Raw genomic sequence first — 16,058 nt, 5'->3', positions numbered from 1 at the left:
CTTGATGCCATCAAAACCGCCCCCGGTGTACTGGTCTTGCGCACGAAAGTCTTTGCGGGGGGCGGTGCTGATCGAGGAGTAGCGTTCGATCAACTGGTTGGGGCTGCTCAAGGCAGAGCGGAGCTGGTCGTTGGCCACGCCACTCACCGCGTCCTTCAACTTGGCCGGGGTGGCCAGCAGGGTGTTGAGATTGGTGGCCGCGGTGATTTCAGCCAGCGGCAAGGGACGCGTGCTGAAAAAGATGATGTGGCAGCGCCGGAGGATCTTGGCCAGTTTTTGCACGCCTCCGTTGGCCTCCTGGCGGGCCACCATCTTGGACTGCGTCAGGTCGCCGATCTTTTTGGCCTCGACGAACCCCTGGACGGCCAGCCCGACCACGAGCCCCATCAGGGAGGCCGCGATCAGGACCTCCATCAGGGAGAAACCGGGGCGGCGGCCCCAGCGGGTGCTCCCTGCGCGCTGGGAGAACTCGCGGGCCGTCATTTCATCTCTCCCCGCCGCAAGCCAAAGTAGCCGATCATCTCCGCCAGCGGCTTTTTCGGATCGTAGCCGAAGCCTTCGGTGCGATCGCCGGCGGTTTTGAGGGCGCTCTCCGAGATTTTCTTGATCGTCTTGTCGCGCATATAGACCCGCACCGTCACCGTCATCATCCACAGGGGCACCCGCACCGATAGGCCTTCGCTGTCATCGACCTGGTTCGTGACCGGGCGGGGCTTGGGGCGATAGCCGTTGCTGGCGTCCGTGCCGAACAGGGTTGGCAGGCTGTAGGTTTGTTTGCCGACGAAGTTGCCTTCGTTGTTGTCGTGAGGCTTGCCCAGCGGGCTGTTGCTCTGCACCCAGACCTCGCGCACGTAGCGCACGTTGTCCGGCAGTCGGTTGGCCGCTGTGATGTTGGCGTCCTTGATCCCGGACAACCCACGAAGGTTGGGGTTGGCGATCGGGGCTGGCAAAAACGCCACTCGGGTCGGGGTGCCCGTGCCGTCTATGGTCAAGACCTTGTCCTCATAAAGGGCGGTACCCGCAGTCGCACTATGCCAATTCGGGAAAACGCCGACGACTTCACGCGGGGTGGTCCCCTCCTTCGAGAAGGCAGGCGTCGGAGGAATGACATTGATCCGCTTGCTTTCATCCAGGCTGAAGCGCTTGCTACCCCGAACATCGTCACCCGTGAACGAACTGCGGTTGTTGCGTTCGGGAAACTCATACAACCACTCGCGCACCAGCAGGACGGGCGTTTCATTCCAGACGTTGTGCAGGCAGCCTGCGACACCAAAATTGGCATACTGAGCCGTGTTGTGGTCCCGGTGGGTGCGCATGTTCTCGGGCGGCAGATAATAGGTTCCGCCCACTGCCACATAGGGGTTTGGGCAACTGCGAAAGTACGCGAGGCGCTCGGCTGCCAGGTTGGCCGCCCGCGTGACCAGGTCGGTCGTGTTCGCAGCGCGTTGCGCCGCCAGCGCGCCGGCCAGCACGCCCGTCAATGCCGTGACGAGCACCGAGGAGGCGACCACAATTTCCAGGACCGTAAAGCCGCCACGTGCCGCCAACCCGCACCCTCCCGCCAAAACTGAGCCTACCAATGGTTTACCCGGCCCGGTGGTGACGTAACATCCGGGGACAGCCGGGGCAGGGCCTGCCAATCGCTCCATCGCCCGTCCACGCCTGTGTTTGGTGTCACTCCGGGATCGGGTTTTCCCGGTCGGTCAAGGCATAGGGCACCTCGCCCGGGCTGAGCAACCAGCGGCCATCGCGATCGCGGGCCTGCACCAGGAAGTGTGTGCCGGCCGGGTTGCACTCGTAGACCACGGCGTTGGGGATGCGCGCCTCTTCACCCGCGATGCGGATCCGGCGCGCGTTCTTCACGTTGCGCGCCAGCAGCACCCGCGTGACCTCATCCGCCGTGCGCGGCAGCTGGCGGCTCTCGGAATAGTGCTCGAAGACCGCCCGATGGACGGTCTGCACCTGTTCGCGGAGCTTGTCCTCCTGTGCCTCCGGCGACATCGCGTGCATGTAGGTGCCGCTGGCCAGCAGCAGCAGGAAGCCGGCCACCACCACGGCCAGGGTGACCATGCGGGCGCGCGACTGAGGCGCGTTCTGCGTCTTGAGGCGTTCTTGAATCGCGTTGCGACCTCGGTTGCGCTTGTCCGAGGCTGCATTGGCGGGAGCCGCGCCCTTGGCCCCCTTGCCGGCCCCACCCTTGGCGGCCGGCGCCCCATCAATCGGCGAGGTTTTCTTGGCCTTCTTGTTCGACTTGCCCGATCGCGCCGCATCGGGCGCGCTTCGCTCGTTCAGGGGGCGCGTCTTGGGTTTGGCCTGGCAACTCTGGCAGACATCCGTGAAGCCCAGGCACTTCCGGCAAAATTCCCGACGACAGCTCTTGCAATGGCCGACGGCCACCAGATCCGCGTGGGAGATGCAGCGCGGCAGGGCCCGACAGGCATCGCAGTAGCCCTCATCGTCCAGGTGGGTCTGCTCGTCCTCGGCAGCCCGGCAGTAATTGCAGCGGCGCGAGGAGGCGGTGGGCGCTTCGTACTCGCGCTGAACGGCACTGCTCGTGCGGCGGTGCGCCCGTTCCTCAGAGCAGGTCCGGCAGACGCCATCCTCACCCTGGTCGAGGCAGGCCTGGCAGACGCCGAAGTCGCATCCGGAACAGACGCTGACCGCCGGCGAATCGTCGTAGATGCAGGACGCCATAACCTGGTCAGACCCTCGTTCCCATGCTCACGATGTACCCGCTCGCCCCGCCGGGATAACCGCGCCCGCGGGGACGGGCAGCACCCATCGCCGCGTGTTGAAGAGAACGGACTCGCGGCGTGGATTGTATCGCCGGCGTCCCCGCAGTATGATGGAAACCGTCGCGGGCCGTGCTGGCCCGCCATCCTGGGGGGGAGGGGGTCATGTCGGACGTCACGCCAGCCGGCGGGGGCAGCAACCTGTTCAAGGTGGCCAGCACCTCCAACCCTGCCTCGGTGGCCGGGGCGATCGCCGGCACCATCCGCGAACGCGGCCGCTGTGAGATGCAGGCCATCGGCGCCGGAGCGATCAACCAGGCCATCAAGGCGATCGCCATCGCGCGCGGCTACGTGGCTCCGAGCGGCATCGACCTGATTTTCGTGCCCGCCTTCCTCGACATTCAGGTGGAAGGTGAGGAGCGCACGGCCCTCAAATTCGTGATCGAACCGCGACGCTGACCAGCTCGCCCGGATCGCGGCGCGTTGACCGGGCTGCGGTCTTCATGGTAATTTCTTAACCTGTATTTCCCTTTCACCGCTCGAACCGGGTCCCCCAAGCGCCCGGCGCGCCACGCGCCACGCACCCGAATTCGGCGTGACTCTCGCCCCTGAACGGGGTTGCCAGAGGAGATTCTCTCGATGTACGCGATCATCGCGACCGGGGGCAAGCAGTACAAAGTCGAAGCGGGTCGCTTCGTCGATGTGGAACTGCTCCCGCAGGACAAGGACGAACAGGTGGTTTTCAGCCAGGTGCTGCTGATCGCCGACGGTGAGAAGGTGTCGATCGGCACCCCCATGGTCGCCGGTGCCACCGTCAAGGGCAAGGTGCTGCTGTCGGGTAAGAAGTGGTGCAAGCGCTTCCGCGCCACCCTGTCCGACGAAGAGCTGGCGCAGAAGGGCCGCCCGGGTCTGGCGCCCAAGGTCATCATCTACAAGCAACGTCCCAAGAAGCACTACCGTCGCAAGCGCGGTCACCGTCAGCCCTTCACCCGGGTGCTGATCGAGTCGATCGGCAGCTAGTGGCGCCCTCTCACGCGTTTTGGAAGTAGGTATCGACAATGGCTCATAAAAAAGGCGTAGGCTCGACCCGCAACGGCCGCGACTCGAACCCCCAGTACCTGGGCGTCAAGAAGTTCGGCGGTGAAGTGGTGGCGCCCGGCAACATCATCATCCGTCAGCGTGGCACCAAGATCCATCCGGGCGAGAACGTCGGGATGGGCAAGGACCACACCTTGTTCGCACTGACCGAAGGCACCGTCCAGTTCGTCCACAAGGGCGCCAAGGGCAAGAAGGTGAACGTGGTTCCCTTCGCGGTCGCCCAGGCCTGACCCCCTCCCCTGACCGGGACTCAGGGCTCGAAGCGGCGTGACTGCTTCGGGCCCTTTTTTCAGAATCGGCTACCATAAACCATGTTCATCGATCGCGCGAACATCCTGGTGCGCAGCGGCAAAGGCGGCGACGGCGTCGTCATGTGGCGGCGCGAAAAGTACATCCCGGCTGGCGGCCCCGCCGGCGGGGACGGCGGGCGCGGAGGCTCGGTCTGGCTGCGAGCCACCGACGACCTCAACACCTTGCTGGACTTCCGCTACCAGCACAAATTCCTGGCCGAGGACGGGGAGCGAGGGCGCCCCAAGAACCAGCACGGCAAGGCCGCGGAGGACATCGAGGTGCGCGTGCCGGTTGGCACCGTGGTCTACGACGCGAACACCCGCGAATTGCTGGCCGACCTCCACGAGGCCGAGATGCGCTGGCAAGCCGTGCAGGGGGGACGAGGCGGTCGTGGCAACAGTCACTTCGCTACGCCGACGCGCAAGGCCCCCGATTTTGCGGAACCCGGCCAGCCCGGGGAGGAGCGGCAGCTCCAGCTCGAGCTCAAGTTGCTGGCGGATGTCGGGCTGGTCGGCTTGCCCAACGCCGGCAAGTCCAGCCTGATCACGGCCGTCTCGGCGGCGCGTCCCAAGGTCGCGGACTACCCGTTCACCACCCTGGAACCCCAGCTCGGCGTGATCCGCTATGGACCTGGCGAGACGCTGGTGATGGCCGACATTCCTGGACTCGTCGAAGGCGCCGCGGAGGGCACCGGGCTGGGGCACGACTTTCTCCGCCACGTCGAGCGCTGCCGCCTGCTGGTCCACCTGCTCGACCTGTCGGGGGGCCTGGAGGGCCGGGACGTCTGGCAGGACTTCAACGTGATCGAGGCCGAGCTCCAGCGTTACAGCGCAGAACTGGCGGCTCGCCCGCGCGTGGTGGTGCTGAACAAGATCGACCTGCCGGAAGCCCGCGAAAATCTCGCCTCGGTGCGTCAGCGAATGGAGGCACAGGGCCTGCCGGTGTTCGTCGTCTCGGCGGCCACGCGCGAGGGGCTCGACCCCTTCTTGGCTACCCTGCGGACCCGCGTGGCCGAGTTGCCGCCGCCCGTGATCTTCCGACCGCGGCCGAGCGAGCTGGTGGCTGTGGCCCCGGAAGAGGCGCTGATCAACCGGCGTGGCAAGCTCTGGCAGGTCACGCATAGCCGCCTTGAACGCCAGGTCAGCACGCTCAATCTGGAATCCGCCGGTGCCGTGGTCAAGCTTCACCAGTTGCTGGATCAGCATCGCATCATCGAACGCCTGCGGGAAATGGGGGTTCAGGATGGGGACACCGTGGCCATCGGCGACTTCGTCTTCGATTTCGTCGACTGACGGCGCTCGCCTCCTGGTGATCAAGGTGGGCACCACCACCTTGATGGGCGCGGACGGACCGGACCTGACCGTGCTCGGTCGCCTGGCAGACGTCCTGGCCGGCTTGCATCAGCGGGGACATCGGGTCGTCCTGGTCACCTCTGGGGCGGTGGGCACCGGTCGCTGGCGCCTGCAGCTGGCCCAGCGCCCGCGCTCGATCCCCGAGAAACAGGCCGCGGCTGCGGTGGGTCAGGGCATCCTGATGCACCTGTACGAGCAGGTCCTGGCCGCCCGGGGCCTCACGAGCGCGCAGCTGCTGCTCACGCGGGCCGACCTGGGCGATCGCGCCCGTTACGTGAACGCCAGCAATACCTTGCAGGTGTTGCTGCACGCGCCCGGGGTGGTGCCGATTGTCAACGAGAATGACAGTGTGGCGGTCGAGGAGCTGAAATTCGGCGACAACGACAGCCTGTCGGCGCTGGTGGCCAGCGTGATCGACGCGCAGCTCCTGTTCGTCCTGTCCGATGTCGACGGCCTGTATGATGCCGATCCGCGTCAGAATCCTCAGGCTCGCCGCCTGACGGAGGTGCCGGCGATCACCCCTGAGATCGAGGCGCTGGCCGGGGGCAGCGGCAGTGGCTGGGGCACGGGGGGGATGGCCACCAAGGTGGCCGCGGCGCGGATCGCGACCAGCTGCGGGATTCCCATGGTCCTGTTGCACGGCCGCGCGCCGGAGGCGGTGCTGGCCTACCTGGATGGCGAATCGCTTGGCACCACCTTTGCCGCCCAGGCCACCCGCATGGAGGGGCGCAAGCGCTGGTTGGCCTGGGGAGGCCTCACCCACGGTCGCCTGCGGCTTGATGCGGGGGCGGTCGAGGCCATCCGGGCTGGGGGGCGAAGCCTGTTGCCGGCCGGCGTGAAGGCGGTGGAGGGGGGATTCGAACCCGGGGACCTGGTGGCCTTGCTCGACCCGGATGGGCGAGAGTTTGCGCGCGGCATGGTCAACTACAGCTCCGCCCAACTTGAACGCATTGCGGGGCGCCACAGTTCCGAGATCGAGTCGATTCTCGGTGACAAACCCTACGACGAGGCGATTCATCGCAACAACATGGTGACGCTGTGAGCCTCCCCGCGGCTCAGCTGGAGCACGCCTGATGCGATATGCCCTCTACGGCGGCACCTTCGACCCCTTCCACGTAGGCCACCTGGCCGTGGCACGGGCGGTACGCGATGCGGGCCTGGTGGACGCGGTGCTGCTGATTCCGGCGGGCTCGCCGCCGCATCGCCAACCGACTCGTGCAAGTGCGGAGGAACGCTGGTGCATGGCGCTGCTGGCCACCTTGCCGGAACCTGGTCTGCGGGTGGTGCGTTGGGAGACGGAGCGGGCGAGCGAGGGGCCGACCTATGCCATCGATACGGTGCGTCGCGCGCGCGGCGAACTCGGGGCTGAGGCCGAACTCTACTGGGTGCTGGGGGCGGATGCGCTGGAAACGCTGTCCGCCTGGCAGGCGTTCGGGTTGCTTTGCGAATGGGTGCAATTTCTGGTGTTGCCCCGGGCCCCCTACGATCTCGCCTGGATCCGATCCCACGCCGCCCGCTTGCGGGAGGCGCACCCGGCTTTTCGCCTGGTCTGTCTGGAGATGCCGGCCGTCGCGGTCTCCTCGACGGCGTTGCGGGAGGCTCTTTCCGCGGGGCAGGTCCCGCGGGATGTCCTGCCCCCCTTGGTGGCTGACTACCTGACGCGCTACCCGCTGTATCGCGACCCCCCCTCGCCCGGCTGGGCGGCAATTCCGGTCAACGGAGAGGAATCCCGCGCGTGAATCAGGTCTTGCTATGGCGTCGCATTGAAGAAAACGAGCAGCGCGTGGCCGAAGAGGAGGGCCTGGTGGCGCCGGGCGAGCGCTATGCGCTCATGGCGGCTCAGACCGAGGCCTTGAAGGTGCTGTCCGGCTGGCTCCGCGGCGGCGCCCGCAATGTGCTGCTGCAGGCGCCGACCGGGGCCGGTAAGACGGCCGTGGCGTTCCATCTGGCCGTCGCTGAATTTCTGGCCCGGCGTGAGCCGGTGGTGCTGCTGGCACCGACGCGCGATCTGCTGCGCCAGCATCAGCACTACTTCACGGCGCGGTTGGCTGGTACCCCGCTGGTCTGCGACGCGCTGCACGGGGGCGTCGATCCTCGCGCGCGGGAAGCGCTGCTGGCCCGCTTCGACCGTGGCCTGATTCCGATCCTGATTGCCAGTGGTTTGATGCTGCAGGAGGAGCCCCATCGCCAGCGCCTGCGCAAGGCCGGCTTGTTGCTGGTGGATGACCTGCATGCCTTCGACACGCGCGAGCATTTGCAGCCATTGCGGGGGATTCACGCGCCGGCGCTGTTCATGACCGCCACGCCCGAGACGGTCACGGCCTTTCTGGAAGAAAAACAGGTCGGCCCGCACACCTGGGTCTGGCACGCGCGTCCCTTCGAGGCCCCGCCCACCGTGCGACGCACGCTCAAGGGGCGTCCCCAGGCCACGCCCAATCAGCAACTCCTGCTGGCCGAAACGCCCATGCAGGCCCACCTGGCGGAGGCGGCTCGCGTCTTCGTGGTGTCGCGCACCCGGGCGCAAGTGCCGCGCATCGCGGCCTTTCTGCGCAAGCGTTTCGGCGTGCCGGTCTTTGAATTGCATGGAGAGATGGCCGACTCGGCCGAGCACGCCCGGCGCCTCCAGAAGGCGGGCACCTTTCGCGAAGACCGCAGCCGGGTGGCGGTGATGAACGCCTTCCGCGCCGAGGCTCCGGCCATCCTCGTCTCCACCAACCTGATCGGGGCGGGGGTCGATGTGCCGGAGGCCGACCTGATCGTGGTGACGGATGCGGACGGCTTCGGCGAGACGGAGCTGGCCCAGTTGGTCGGCCGGGTGGGACGTCGCGAGAAGCCTTCCGAGGCCTATCTGGTGGTGGGCACGCTGGAAAAGGTGCGGGCGAAGCGGCGCAAGGGCGCGCGCTGAAAACGGGCGGCTGCCGGGGGCGCGGTCATCGGGTCCCGGGGCAGCGCCACGGGACCACCCCCCTTGCCTGGACCGTCGCTGCACCCGGTTTACCGACTTGCTTCCGGCCGTCATCGCTGTCGCGGCCGGGCTTTCCTGAGGTAGAATGACAGCGTGACGTCGTTGCGAGAAACGCCTCCCGAACCCTCCCTGCCAGGGAGCTCCGCCCAGCTGCTGGCCGTGCTGCGAGCCCCGATCGAGGAGTGGCTGTCCACGCACCTGACGCCCCATCGCGTCGGCCATTCCCAGCGGGTGGGCCAGACCGCGCGTCAGCTGGCGGAGCGCTTCGGTGCGGATCCGGACCTGGCGGAGCTGGCGGGCTTGCTCCACGACGTGGCGCGCGAGTGGGCCGGCTCGCGTTTGCTTGAGGTGGCACACGCGGCGGGGTGGCCGGTGGGCTATCTTGAGGAACTCACGCCCATGCCCTGCTTGCACGGAGCCGTGGGGGCGCGCCTGGCGCGTGACCAGTTTGGCGTGGCCGACGAAGCGGTGCTCCAGGCGATCGCCCGACATACCCTCGGCGCCGAGGACATGAGCCTGATGGATCAGGTCCTGTTCGTGGCCGACGCGATCGAGCCAGGCCGCGGCGACGCGCCGTATCTCGCCGATCTGCGCCAGGCGGCCGACACCGATCTGGCCTTCGCTTGCCGCAGGGCCTATGATCACACCTTCGACTATCTCTTGCGCACGGCCCAACCCATTCATCCCGATGCCGTGCGCGGACGCAACTGGTTGCTGTTTCAGGAGCAACGGGCGCGTCGTCCCGCCCCGTCCCCTTGATTCAGGAGGTTCCCGTTTTGGCAGATTCCCTCGATTCGCGCGCGCTGGCCCATCTGGCGGCCCACAAGGCCGACGACAAGAAGGCCGACGACATCCGGGTGTTCAATCTCGAGGGCATCTCGTTGATCGCCGACTTCGTGCTGTTGTGCAGCGCCCAGACCACCGTCAAGGTGCGGGCGGTGGCCCAGCATGTCGAGGAGGAGCTGACCAAGGCCGGCTACCACTTGCATGGCAGTGAAGGCTGGAATGAGGCGGTCTGGATTCTGCTCGATTTCGGCACCGTGATCGTGCATGTGTTGCGCACGCAGGAGCGGGAGTACTACAACCTGGAAAGGCTGTGGGCACAGGCCCCGCAGGAAAGCTGGACGCCGGCCGCCAACGCGTGAGCCGACTCGTCCCCGTCGGACGCCAGGCATGGAGGAAAACACGGCTATGGGCATGGACCTGACCCAACTCGAAGACAGTCTGTACCGCCTGATCGTGGAGACGGCGACCAACCTGCCGGCCGATGTGCGGGCCGCCATTCGGGACGCGCGTCTGCGTGAAGACGCGGGCACGCGCTCGGCGCTGGCGCTTGCCACGATCGCCCAGAACATCGATCACGCCTCCCACGACGTGTTGCCGATCTGCCAGGACACGGGGATGCCGACCTTTTTCGTGCATACCCCGGTCGGCGTCAATCAGATGGCGATCAAGGCGGCGATCCGCCAGGCCATCGCGCGGGCGACCCGCGACGGCAAGCTCCGCCCCAATTCGGTCGACTCGCTGACTGGCGACAACAGCGGCGACAATCTGGGGCCAGGCTCTCCGGTGATCCACTTCGAGCAGTGGGAACGCGAGGTCATCGAGGTCAAGCTGATCCTCAAGGGGGGCGGCTGCGAAAACAAGAACATCCAGTACTCCCTGCCGGCGGACTTGCCTGGGCTCGGCAAGGCCGGGCGGAATCTCGACGGAGTCCGCAAGTGCATCTTGCACGCGGTACACCAGGCGCAGGGGCAGGGCTGTTCGGCGGGTTTCATCGGGGTGGCGGTCGGGGGCGATCGTACGTCGGGATACGAGTGGGCCAAGCACCAGTTGCTGCGGCCGGTGGACGACCTCAACCCGGATGCGCGCCTGGCGGATCTCGAAGCCTATGTCATGGACAAGGCCAACACCCTCGGCGTGGGCACCATGGGGTTTGGCGGGGATGTCACCTTGCTGGGCTGCAAGGTGGGCGTGCTGAACCGCCTGCCGGCCAGCTTCTTCGTGTCGGTGGCCTACAACTGCTGGGCTTACCGCCGCTTGGGCGTGGAACTTCACCCTGAAAGTGGCGAGATTCTGCGGTGGCAGTATCGGGTCCCCGCGACCGAGGCCGCTCCGATGGCTCAGGCCGCCGCTGGCTCCGCCACGGGGCGGGTGGTGTCGCTGACGGCTCCCATCTCGGAGGCTCAGATCCGGGAACTGCGGGTGGGCGATGTCGTGACCATCGATGGCCTCATGCACACCGGCCGGGACGCCATCCATGCACACCTGATGACGCACGATGCTCCTGTCTCCTTGCAGGGCGGGGTGCTCTATCACTGTGGACCGGTGGCCGTGAAAGGCGAGGCCGGTGACTGGCGGATTCTGGCGGCGGGTCCCACGACCAGCATCCGAGAAGAGCCTTATCAGGCGGAGGTGATCAAGAAGTTTGGCCTGCGCGTGGTGATCGGGAAGGGCGGGATGGGCCCCAAGACCCTCAAGGGCCTTCAGGAACACGGGGCCGTCTATCTCAACGCGATCGGGGGGGCGGCCCAGTCCTACGCCCGCTGCGTGGAGGCTGTGGAAGGGGTTGACCTCATGGAGTTCGGCATTCCCGAGGCGATGTGGCACCTGCGGGTCAAAGGTTTCCAGGCCGTCGTCACCATGGACAGCCACGGCAACAGCCTGCACGCGCAAGTCGAGCAGGATTCGGAGGCGAAGCTCGCCGCTTTGGCCGCGCCGGTCTACTGAACTCAGCCCCCGGCGTGACAGGCGCCCCCGGTTCGACCGCATCCTGCCTTGTCGTGTGCGGGATCCCTGGTCAGCCCGCGTCTGTCTGGTCGGCCAGGCGTCGCTGCTCCTCCAAGGCTTGTTGAACCTGTTCGAGCGAGGCAAATCCGAGCTTGACGATCAGGTGGCCGAGCAGCAGGCCAGAACGCTCGTGCTCGGCCATGGCCGCATCAAGTTGCTCCGGGTTGATGAAACCCTTGCGAATCAGCAACTGTCCCAACCGAAGGTCCTTGTACTGCGCCTCCAACAAGTCTTCCAGTTGCTGGAAGGTCAGGTGGCCGAGGCTGAACAGCAACTCGCCCAGGCGCAAAAAGGGTTTTTTCCGCTGAACGTCCAGCGCCTCCTGGAGTTGCTCCTCCGTGATGATGGCGCGCGATACCAACATCGCGCCGAGGCGTTCGTGACTGGAACTTGGCATGCAACCTCCCGGATCGTGGCTGGCCTCCTTGTACCCTGGTTGCCAGGCGTCCGATGCAGGGGCCTTTGGAGGCGCCTTTGATATTGCGACGAAACCGCCGGAGTCCGCATGTCATCTTATGTTCAGCTTGACGCTTGCCTCACGGCTGCCTACAATACTTTCATCGCACGAATTGTGCCTACGTCGAACGATCTCACTCAGCCTCGCGAATCAGCACGGAGTCACCGGGATGAATCTGCTCGCATCCACAGTTGCCAGATTTGGCGCCACCGACCGGCGTGATGCCTGGTGGTTGTATCCTCTGATGGTGGCCTCGGGCCTCGGCTTTTTCGTCGTCTACGCGACGTACGCGGGCTTCTCCAACGCGCACTTCTCCTGGGGGTCGTACCTGTCGCCCTTCTACTCCCCCTTGCTGCCCGTGCCGGACTGGATCAAACAGGTCGCGCCCTGGTTCACGCCGGCCATGCTCATTCTGATCTGGCCGGCCGGCTTCCGTGCCACCTGTTACTACTACCGGAAGGCCTACTACCGGTCATTCTTCTTCCACCCCCCGGCGTGTGCGGTGGGGGAGGGACGTCCGCACGGGACCTACACGGGAGAGCGGGCTTTCCCCTGGATCCTCCAGAACGTCCACCGCTTCTTCCTGTACGTGGCCATCCTGTTCATCGGCCTGCTGGGCTATGACGCGCTGCTCGGGTTCGTGTATCCGGTCAATCCGGACGGCTCCCTGCTCGTGAACTACCACCAGCTCAGTCACGCCGAGTTTGCGGCGTCCGGTGCCAAGCTGAAGTTCGGGGTGGGGGTCGGGACCTTGGTGCTGGTGCTGAACGTGGTGCTGCTGAGCGGGTACACCTTCGGCTGCCATTCCTTGCGTCATCTGGTGGGCGGCAAGCACGATTGTTTCAGCTGTCACGTCAATGGCGGCCCTAATCCGCCGGCCAGCTTCAAGGCCTGGAAGGCCGTGAGTTTCCTGAACCAGCGGCACGAAATGTTCGCCTGGTTGAGTCTGTTCTCGGTGCTCTTCACCGACTTCTACATCCGCATGGTCTCGATGGGGTTCTGGAAGGATTTCTACATCCTTTTCTAGCGCGCTGCGCCCCCGGTCCCCTCGCCCCTCGATTTGAAGGTTAGCCTCGATGTCTTCCAAATACGACGTTCACGAGTATGACGTGCTGGTTATCGGTGCTGGCGGCGCCGGCATGCGGGCCGCCGTGGAAGCTGCGCAAATGGGGCTTCGCACCGGCCTGGTTTGCAAGTCCTTGCTGGGCAAGGCCCACACCGTGATGGCGGAAGGGGGCATGGCGGCCGCGCTCGGCAACGTGGAGAAGAAGGACAACTGGCAAGTTCACTTCGTCGACACGATGTTTGGTGGCAAGTTCCTGAACAACTGGCGCATGGCGCAGATCCACGCGCAAGAGTCGCCGGACCGCGCGCGGGAACTGGAAAGCTGGGGGGCTGTCTTTGACCGCACCGACGACGGCCAGATTCTGCAGCGTAACTTCGGCGGCCACGCCTATCCGCGTCTGGCGCACGTGGGCGACCGCACCGGGTTGGAAATGATCCGCACCCTGCAGGAACGCGTGGTGGCGAGCGGCCGCCATCCTCACACCAAGGAAGATGAGATCAAGGTGCATATGGAGTGCACCATCTATCGCCTGCTGAAGACGGATGGTCGCGTCAGCGGCGCGCTCGGATACTGGCGTGAAACGGGCAAGCCGATCGTCTTCCGGGCCAAGTCGGTCGTTCTGGCGACGGGCGGTCTGGGCAAGTGCTACCGCGTCACGTCCAATTCCTGGGAAGGGACGGGGGATGGCCACGCGCTGGCTTACATGGCAGGCGCCGAGTTGATCGACATGGAGTTCATCCAGTTCCACCCCACCGGCATGGTGTGGCCGCCTTCGGTGCGCGGAATCCTCGTGACCGAGGGCGTTCGTGGGGAAGGCGGCGTCCTGAAGAATAACAAGGGCGAGCGGTTCATGTTCGGGTGTATTCCCGACCTCTACAAAAAGCAGACCGCCGATACGCCCGAAGAGGGCGAGCAATACATCAAGAAGGTGCCGGGCGCTCGCCGCCCGCCCGAGTTGCTGACCCGTGACGTCGTCGCACGGGCCATCGTGCGGGAGGTCAAGGAGGGGCGAGGCTCGCCTCACGGTGGGGCCTTCCTCGACATTGCCTCGCGCCTTCCGGCAGCGGACATCAAGAAGAAACTGCCGTCGATGTATCACCAGTTCATGGCGTTGGGGAATCTGGACATCACCAAGGAGCCGATGGAAGTCGGACCCACGTGTCACTACGTGATGGGCGGTGTGCGAGTGCATCCTGAGACCCAGGAAACCTCGGTCCCGGGCCTGTTCGCGGCTGGCGAGGTGGCCGGTGGCTTGCACGGCTCCAACCGCCTAGGCGGGAATTCGCTGTCTGACCTCGTCGTCTTTGGACGCCGGGCCGGCCTCCACGCTGCCGAGTTTGCCAAGGCCAACCGTTCGCTGCCGGCGCTGAACCAGGCTGAAGTCGACGCCCTGGTCGACGAGATGTACGCCCCCTTCGAGCGGGCCAAGGGAGAGAACGCCTTCAAGATCACCTCTGCTCTGCAGGACACGATGGAGGCCAATGTCGGCATTGCGCGCCAGGAGAACGAACTGCAGCAGGCTTTGGCCGACATTGACGGGCTCCGCTCGCGGGCGGCCGTGGTTGGCGTGGCGGGCGATCGCCGTTTCAACCCGGGTTGGCACCAGGCCATCTCGCTCGACTTCCTGCTCGTATGCAGCGAGGCGATCGCCAAGTGTGCCCTGGAGCGGCGGGAAAGCCGCGGGGGACACATGCGCGTCGATTTCCAGGAGACCTTGGATGAGTTCGGCGGCTTCAACCACGTCGTCTGGCGCGGTGAGGATGGCCGGATGCAGTTGCGGCGGCAGGCCATGACGCCGATGCCGGATGACCTGGCGGCTCTGATCGAGGAGAAGAAGAAGAATGGCTGACCATTCCGCTGGAAAGACCGTCAGCGTCGCAGGACGCAAGCACACCTTCAATGTCTGGCGCGGCGACGCCAGCCAAGGGGCGCTGGTCAATTATGATCTGGAACTCTCCGAAGGGATGGTGGTGCTGGACGCCGTGCACCAGATTCAGGCGGAACAGGCGCCTGACCTTGGCTGCCGCTGGAACTGCAAGGCGGGGAAGTGTGGCTCGTGTAGCGCCGAAATCAACGGCAAGCCTCGCCTCATGTGCATGACCCGGATGGACCAGGTGGTCGAGGAAGGCCCGACCACCATTCGGCCGATGCAGACCTTTCCGGTGATCAAGGACCTGGCGACCGACGTCAGCTTCAACTACCGGGCGGGCAAGAAGATCGCCCCGCTCGATCCCAAGCCCAAAGACGCCCGGGGCGAGTGGAAGATGTACCAGTACGAGGTGGATCGGGTCCAAGAGTTCCGCAAGTGCATCGAGTGTTTCCTCTGTCAAAACACCTGTCACGTTCTGCGCGAGCACCACGAGGTGGGGTTCGCGGGTCCTCGCTACCTGATGCGGGCGGCCCAGTACGAGATGCACCCGATGGACCAGGCGGACCGCATCGAGTCGGTCAAGGAAGACTTGGGCATTGGCTACTGCAACATCAACAAGTGCTGCACCGACGTCTGTCCTGAGGGCATCAACATCACCGACAACGCGATCATTCCGCTCAAGGAACGCCTGGTGGACCACGCATATGACCCCGTCATGGGGCTGTGGCGCAAGCTGACCAAACAGTAACGCGGGCTGGTACCGGCTCCCGAGGCGCTGTGAGAACTCTCACAGCGCCTTTGTGCTACTGGGCGCCCGGAACACCCGTCGCGCCTGATATCATGGCAATCGGTATGGTCTGGCTTTGGCCACGCGTGGCGCCCCTCGTGAGGAGGCCGGCGATGTCTTTCGGTCGATTCACCTCTCAACTCCTGCGTTCCCTGCCCGCTCAGGCGTTCTCCGTCAGCCTGGCGGGGATGGCCCTTTGGGCCTCCTGTCCGTCGCCGGTGGTGGCCGCCGGCGCCCCACTGGAGGCCGTGGTCACCCAGGTGGTGCGTCGGGTCGATTGGCAACGCGCCCTCACGACGCGCTGGCAGCCTGCAGGGCTCGATCTGGTCTTACTCACCGGCGATAGCCTTCGCACGGGGCAGGACGCCAAGGCGGAGTTGCTATACGGCGATGGTTCCGTCACCAGGGTGGGCGCGCTGACCCGCTTGACGATCGCGGGAGATCAGAAGCGAGAGCTTCGTTTGGAGGCGGGAAGGATCTGGCTTCAAATTCGTAAGAGCGGTGCGGGGATGCGGATTGTGTGGCCCGGTGCGGTGGCCACGGTGACGGGCACGGAACTGGTGGTCGAGTTCGACCCGACGCGCCGTGCGACCGAGGTGACCGTCTTCGAAGGGGCGGTCGATGTGGCGGGCGATGTGGGCCAGTTGGTC

At 65.7% G+C, this 16,058-nt stretch carries 18 protein-coding genes; 14 read left to right on the top strand and 4 right to left on the bottom strand.

Annotated features, from left to right (window positions below; translation table 11 throughout):
• The 3 genes from VKP62_10460 to VKP62_10450 form a co-directional block, all read right to left on the bottom strand.
• The coding region (locus tag VKP62_10460) for a prepilin-type N-terminal cleavage/methylation domain-containing protein (protein MEB3197612.1) at positions 1 to 483 on the bottom strand (483 nt) is incomplete at its 3' end.
• Entirely contained in the window at positions 480 to 1,547 is a 1,068-nt protein-coding gene (locus VKP62_10455; protein ID MEB3197611.1) for a hypothetical protein, read from the bottom strand. The genes VKP62_10455 and VKP62_10460, both read right to left, overlap by 4 nt.
• A 127-nt stretch (positions 1,548 to 1,674) precedes the next feature.
• The gene (locus tag VKP62_10450) at positions 1,675 to 2,694 is read right to left on the bottom strand and encodes a hypothetical protein (protein MEB3197610.1); all 1,020 of its coding nucleotides are present in this window, start codon (positions 2,692 to 2,694) and stop codon (positions 1,675 to 1,677) included.
• Between the two features lie 203 nt (positions 2,695 to 2,897).
• On the opposite strand from VKP62_10450, the gene VKP62_10445 reads away from it, so the two are divergent.
• From VKP62_10445 to VKP62_10400, 10 genes are all read left to right on the top strand, one after another.
• The gene (locus tag VKP62_10445; protein MEB3197609.1) at positions 2,898 to 3,191 is read left to right on the top strand and encodes a stage V sporulation protein S; all 294 of its coding nucleotides are present in this window, start codon (positions 2,898 to 2,900) and stop codon (positions 3,189 to 3,191) included.
• A 180-nt stretch (positions 3,192 to 3,371) separates the two neighbouring features.
• Positions 3,372 to 3,752 carry a 50S ribosomal protein L21 gene (gene rplU / locus VKP62_10440; protein ID MEB3197608.1) on the top strand — a complete coding sequence of 127 codons (381 nt, stop codon included), beginning with the start codon at positions 3,372 to 3,374 and terminating at the stop codon, positions 3,750 to 3,752.
• Positions 3,753 to 3,790: 38 nt separating this feature from the next.
• Positions 3,791 to 4,060 carry a 50S ribosomal protein L27 gene (gene rpmA, locus VKP62_10435; protein MEB3197607.1) on the top strand — a complete coding sequence of 90 codons (270 nt, stop codon included), beginning with the start codon at positions 3,791 to 3,793 and terminating at the stop codon, positions 4,058 to 4,060.
• 81 nt (positions 4,061 to 4,141) lie between these two features.
• The gene (gene obgE / locus VKP62_10430; protein ID MEB3197606.1) at positions 4,142 to 5,413 is read left to right on the top strand and encodes a GTPase ObgE; all 1,272 of its coding nucleotides are present in this window, start codon (positions 4,142 to 4,144) and stop codon (positions 5,411 to 5,413) included.
• Positions 5,364 to 6,515: a glutamate 5-kinase gene (gene proB / locus VKP62_10425; GenBank protein ID MEB3197605.1), complete on the top strand. Its 1,152-nt coding sequence runs from the start codon at positions 5,364 to 5,366 to the stop codon at positions 6,513 to 6,515. The genes obgE and proB overlap by 50 nt, the downstream gene beginning before the upstream one ends.
• Before the next feature lie 31 nt (positions 6,516 to 6,546).
• Positions 6,547 to 7,212, top strand: coding sequence for a nicotinate (nicotinamide) nucleotide adenylyltransferase (gene nadD, locus VKP62_10420; protein MEB3197604.1), 666 nt, complete (start codon positions 6,547 to 6,549; stop codon positions 7,210 to 7,212).
• Positions 7,209 to 8,378, top strand: coding sequence for a helicase-related protein (locus tag VKP62_10415; GenBank protein MEB3197603.1), 1,170 nt, complete (start codon positions 7,209 to 7,211; stop codon positions 8,376 to 8,378). Before nadD ends, VKP62_10415 begins: the two co-directional genes overlap by 4 nt.
• A gap of 153 nt (positions 8,379 to 8,531) precedes the next feature.
• Entirely contained in the window at positions 8,532 to 9,197 is a 666-nt protein-coding gene (gene yqeK / locus VKP62_10410) for a bis(5'-nucleosyl)-tetraphosphatase (symmetrical) YqeK (GenBank protein ID MEB3197602.1), read from the top strand.
• Between the two features lie 17 nt (positions 9,198 to 9,214).
• The gene (gene rsfS / locus VKP62_10405) at positions 9,215 to 9,583 is read left to right on the top strand and encodes a ribosome silencing factor (protein MEB3197601.1); all 369 of its coding nucleotides are present in this window, start codon (positions 9,215 to 9,217) and stop codon (positions 9,581 to 9,583) included.
• 58 nt (positions 9,584 to 9,641) lie between these two features.
• Positions 9,642 to 11,168, top strand: coding sequence for a FumA C-terminus/TtdB family hydratase beta subunit (locus tag VKP62_10400; GenBank protein MEB3197600.1), 1,527 nt, complete (start codon positions 9,642 to 9,644; stop codon positions 11,166 to 11,168).
• Positions 11,169 to 11,238: 70 nt separating this feature from the next.
• Here the strand turns inward: VKP62_10400 and VKP62_10395 are convergent, their stop codons facing one another.
• Complete coding sequence (locus VKP62_10395) at positions 11,239 to 11,625, bottom strand: hypothetical protein (protein MEB3197599.1); 387 nt, start codon at positions 11,623 to 11,625, stop codon at positions 11,239 to 11,241.
• Positions 11,626 to 11,854: 229 nt separating this feature from the next.
• On the opposite strand from VKP62_10395, the gene VKP62_10390 reads away from it, so the two are divergent.
• The 4 genes from VKP62_10390 to VKP62_10375 all read left to right on the top strand — a co-directional run.
• Positions 11,855 to 12,712 (top strand): succinate dehydrogenase, encoded by an 858-nt coding sequence (locus tag VKP62_10390; protein ID MEB3197598.1) that lies wholly within the window; start codon positions 11,855 to 11,857, stop codon positions 12,710 to 12,712.
• A 49-nt stretch (positions 12,713 to 12,761) separates the two neighbouring features.
• Entirely contained in the window at positions 12,762 to 14,600 is a 1,839-nt protein-coding gene (locus tag VKP62_10385) for a fumarate reductase/succinate dehydrogenase flavoprotein subunit (protein MEB3197597.1), read from the top strand.
• Complete coding sequence (locus VKP62_10380) at positions 14,593 to 15,369, top strand: succinate dehydrogenase/fumarate reductase iron-sulfur subunit (protein MEB3197596.1); 777 nt, start codon at positions 14,593 to 14,595, stop codon at positions 15,367 to 15,369. Before VKP62_10385 ends, VKP62_10380 begins: the two co-directional genes overlap by 8 nt.
• Before the next feature lie 152 nt (positions 15,370 to 15,521).
• On the top strand, positions 15,522 to 16,058 hold a 537-nt coding region (locus VKP62_10375; protein MEB3197595.1), incomplete at its 3' end, for a FecR family protein.

The organism is Candidatus Sericytochromatia bacterium, from assembly GCA_035285325.1.
GTDB lineage: Bacteria > Cyanobacteriota > Sericytochromatia > S15B-MN24 > JAQBPE01 > JAYKJB01.
The sequence above is the reverse complement of the archived record's forward strand: the minus strand, read 5'-3'. Positions and strand labels throughout refer to the sequence as shown.

What these genes read in the sequence shown, in the direction of transcription:
- VKP62_10385 (MEB3197597.1), top strand. Translation starts at nt 12,762, where the DNA reads ATGTCTTCCAAATACGACGTTCACGAGTATGACGTGCTGGTTATCGGT.
- rpmA (MEB3197607.1), top strand. Translation starts at nt 3,791, where the DNA reads ATGGCTCATAAAAAAGGCGTAGGCTCGACCCGCAACGGCCGCGACTCG.
- VKP62_10445 (MEB3197609.1), top strand. Translation starts at nt 2,898, where the DNA reads ATGTCGGACGTCACGCCAGCCGGCGGGGGCAGCAACCTGTTCAAGGTG.
- proB (MEB3197605.1), top strand. Translation starts at nt 5,364, where the DNA reads ATGGGGACACCGTGGCCATCGGCGACTTCGTCTTCGATTTCGTCGACT.
- obgE (MEB3197606.1), top strand. Translation starts at nt 4,142, where the DNA reads ATGTTCATCGATCGCGCGAACATCCTGGTGCGCAGCGGCAAAGGCGGC.
- VKP62_10390 (MEB3197598.1), top strand. Translation starts at nt 11,855, where the DNA reads ATGAATCTGCTCGCATCCACAGTTGCCAGATTTGGCGCCACCGACCGG.
- nadD (MEB3197604.1), top strand. Translation starts at nt 6,547, where the DNA reads ATGCGATATGCCCTCTACGGCGGCACCTTCGACCCCTTCCACGTAGGC.
- rplU (MEB3197608.1), top strand. Translation starts at nt 3,372, where the DNA reads ATGTACGCGATCATCGCGACCGGGGGCAAGCAGTACAAAGTCGAAGCG.
- VKP62_10395 (MEB3197599.1), bottom strand. Translation starts at nt 11,625, where the DNA reads ATGCCAAGTTCCAGTCACGAACGCCTCGGCGCGATGTTGGTATCGCGC.
- VKP62_10380 (MEB3197596.1), top strand. Translation starts at nt 14,593, where the DNA reads ATGGCTGACCATTCCGCTGGAAAGACCGTCAGCGTCGCAGGACGCAAG.
- VKP62_10450 (MEB3197610.1), bottom strand. Translation starts at nt 2,694, where the DNA reads ATGGCGTCCTGCATCTACGACGATTCGCCGGCGGTCAGCGTCTGTTCC.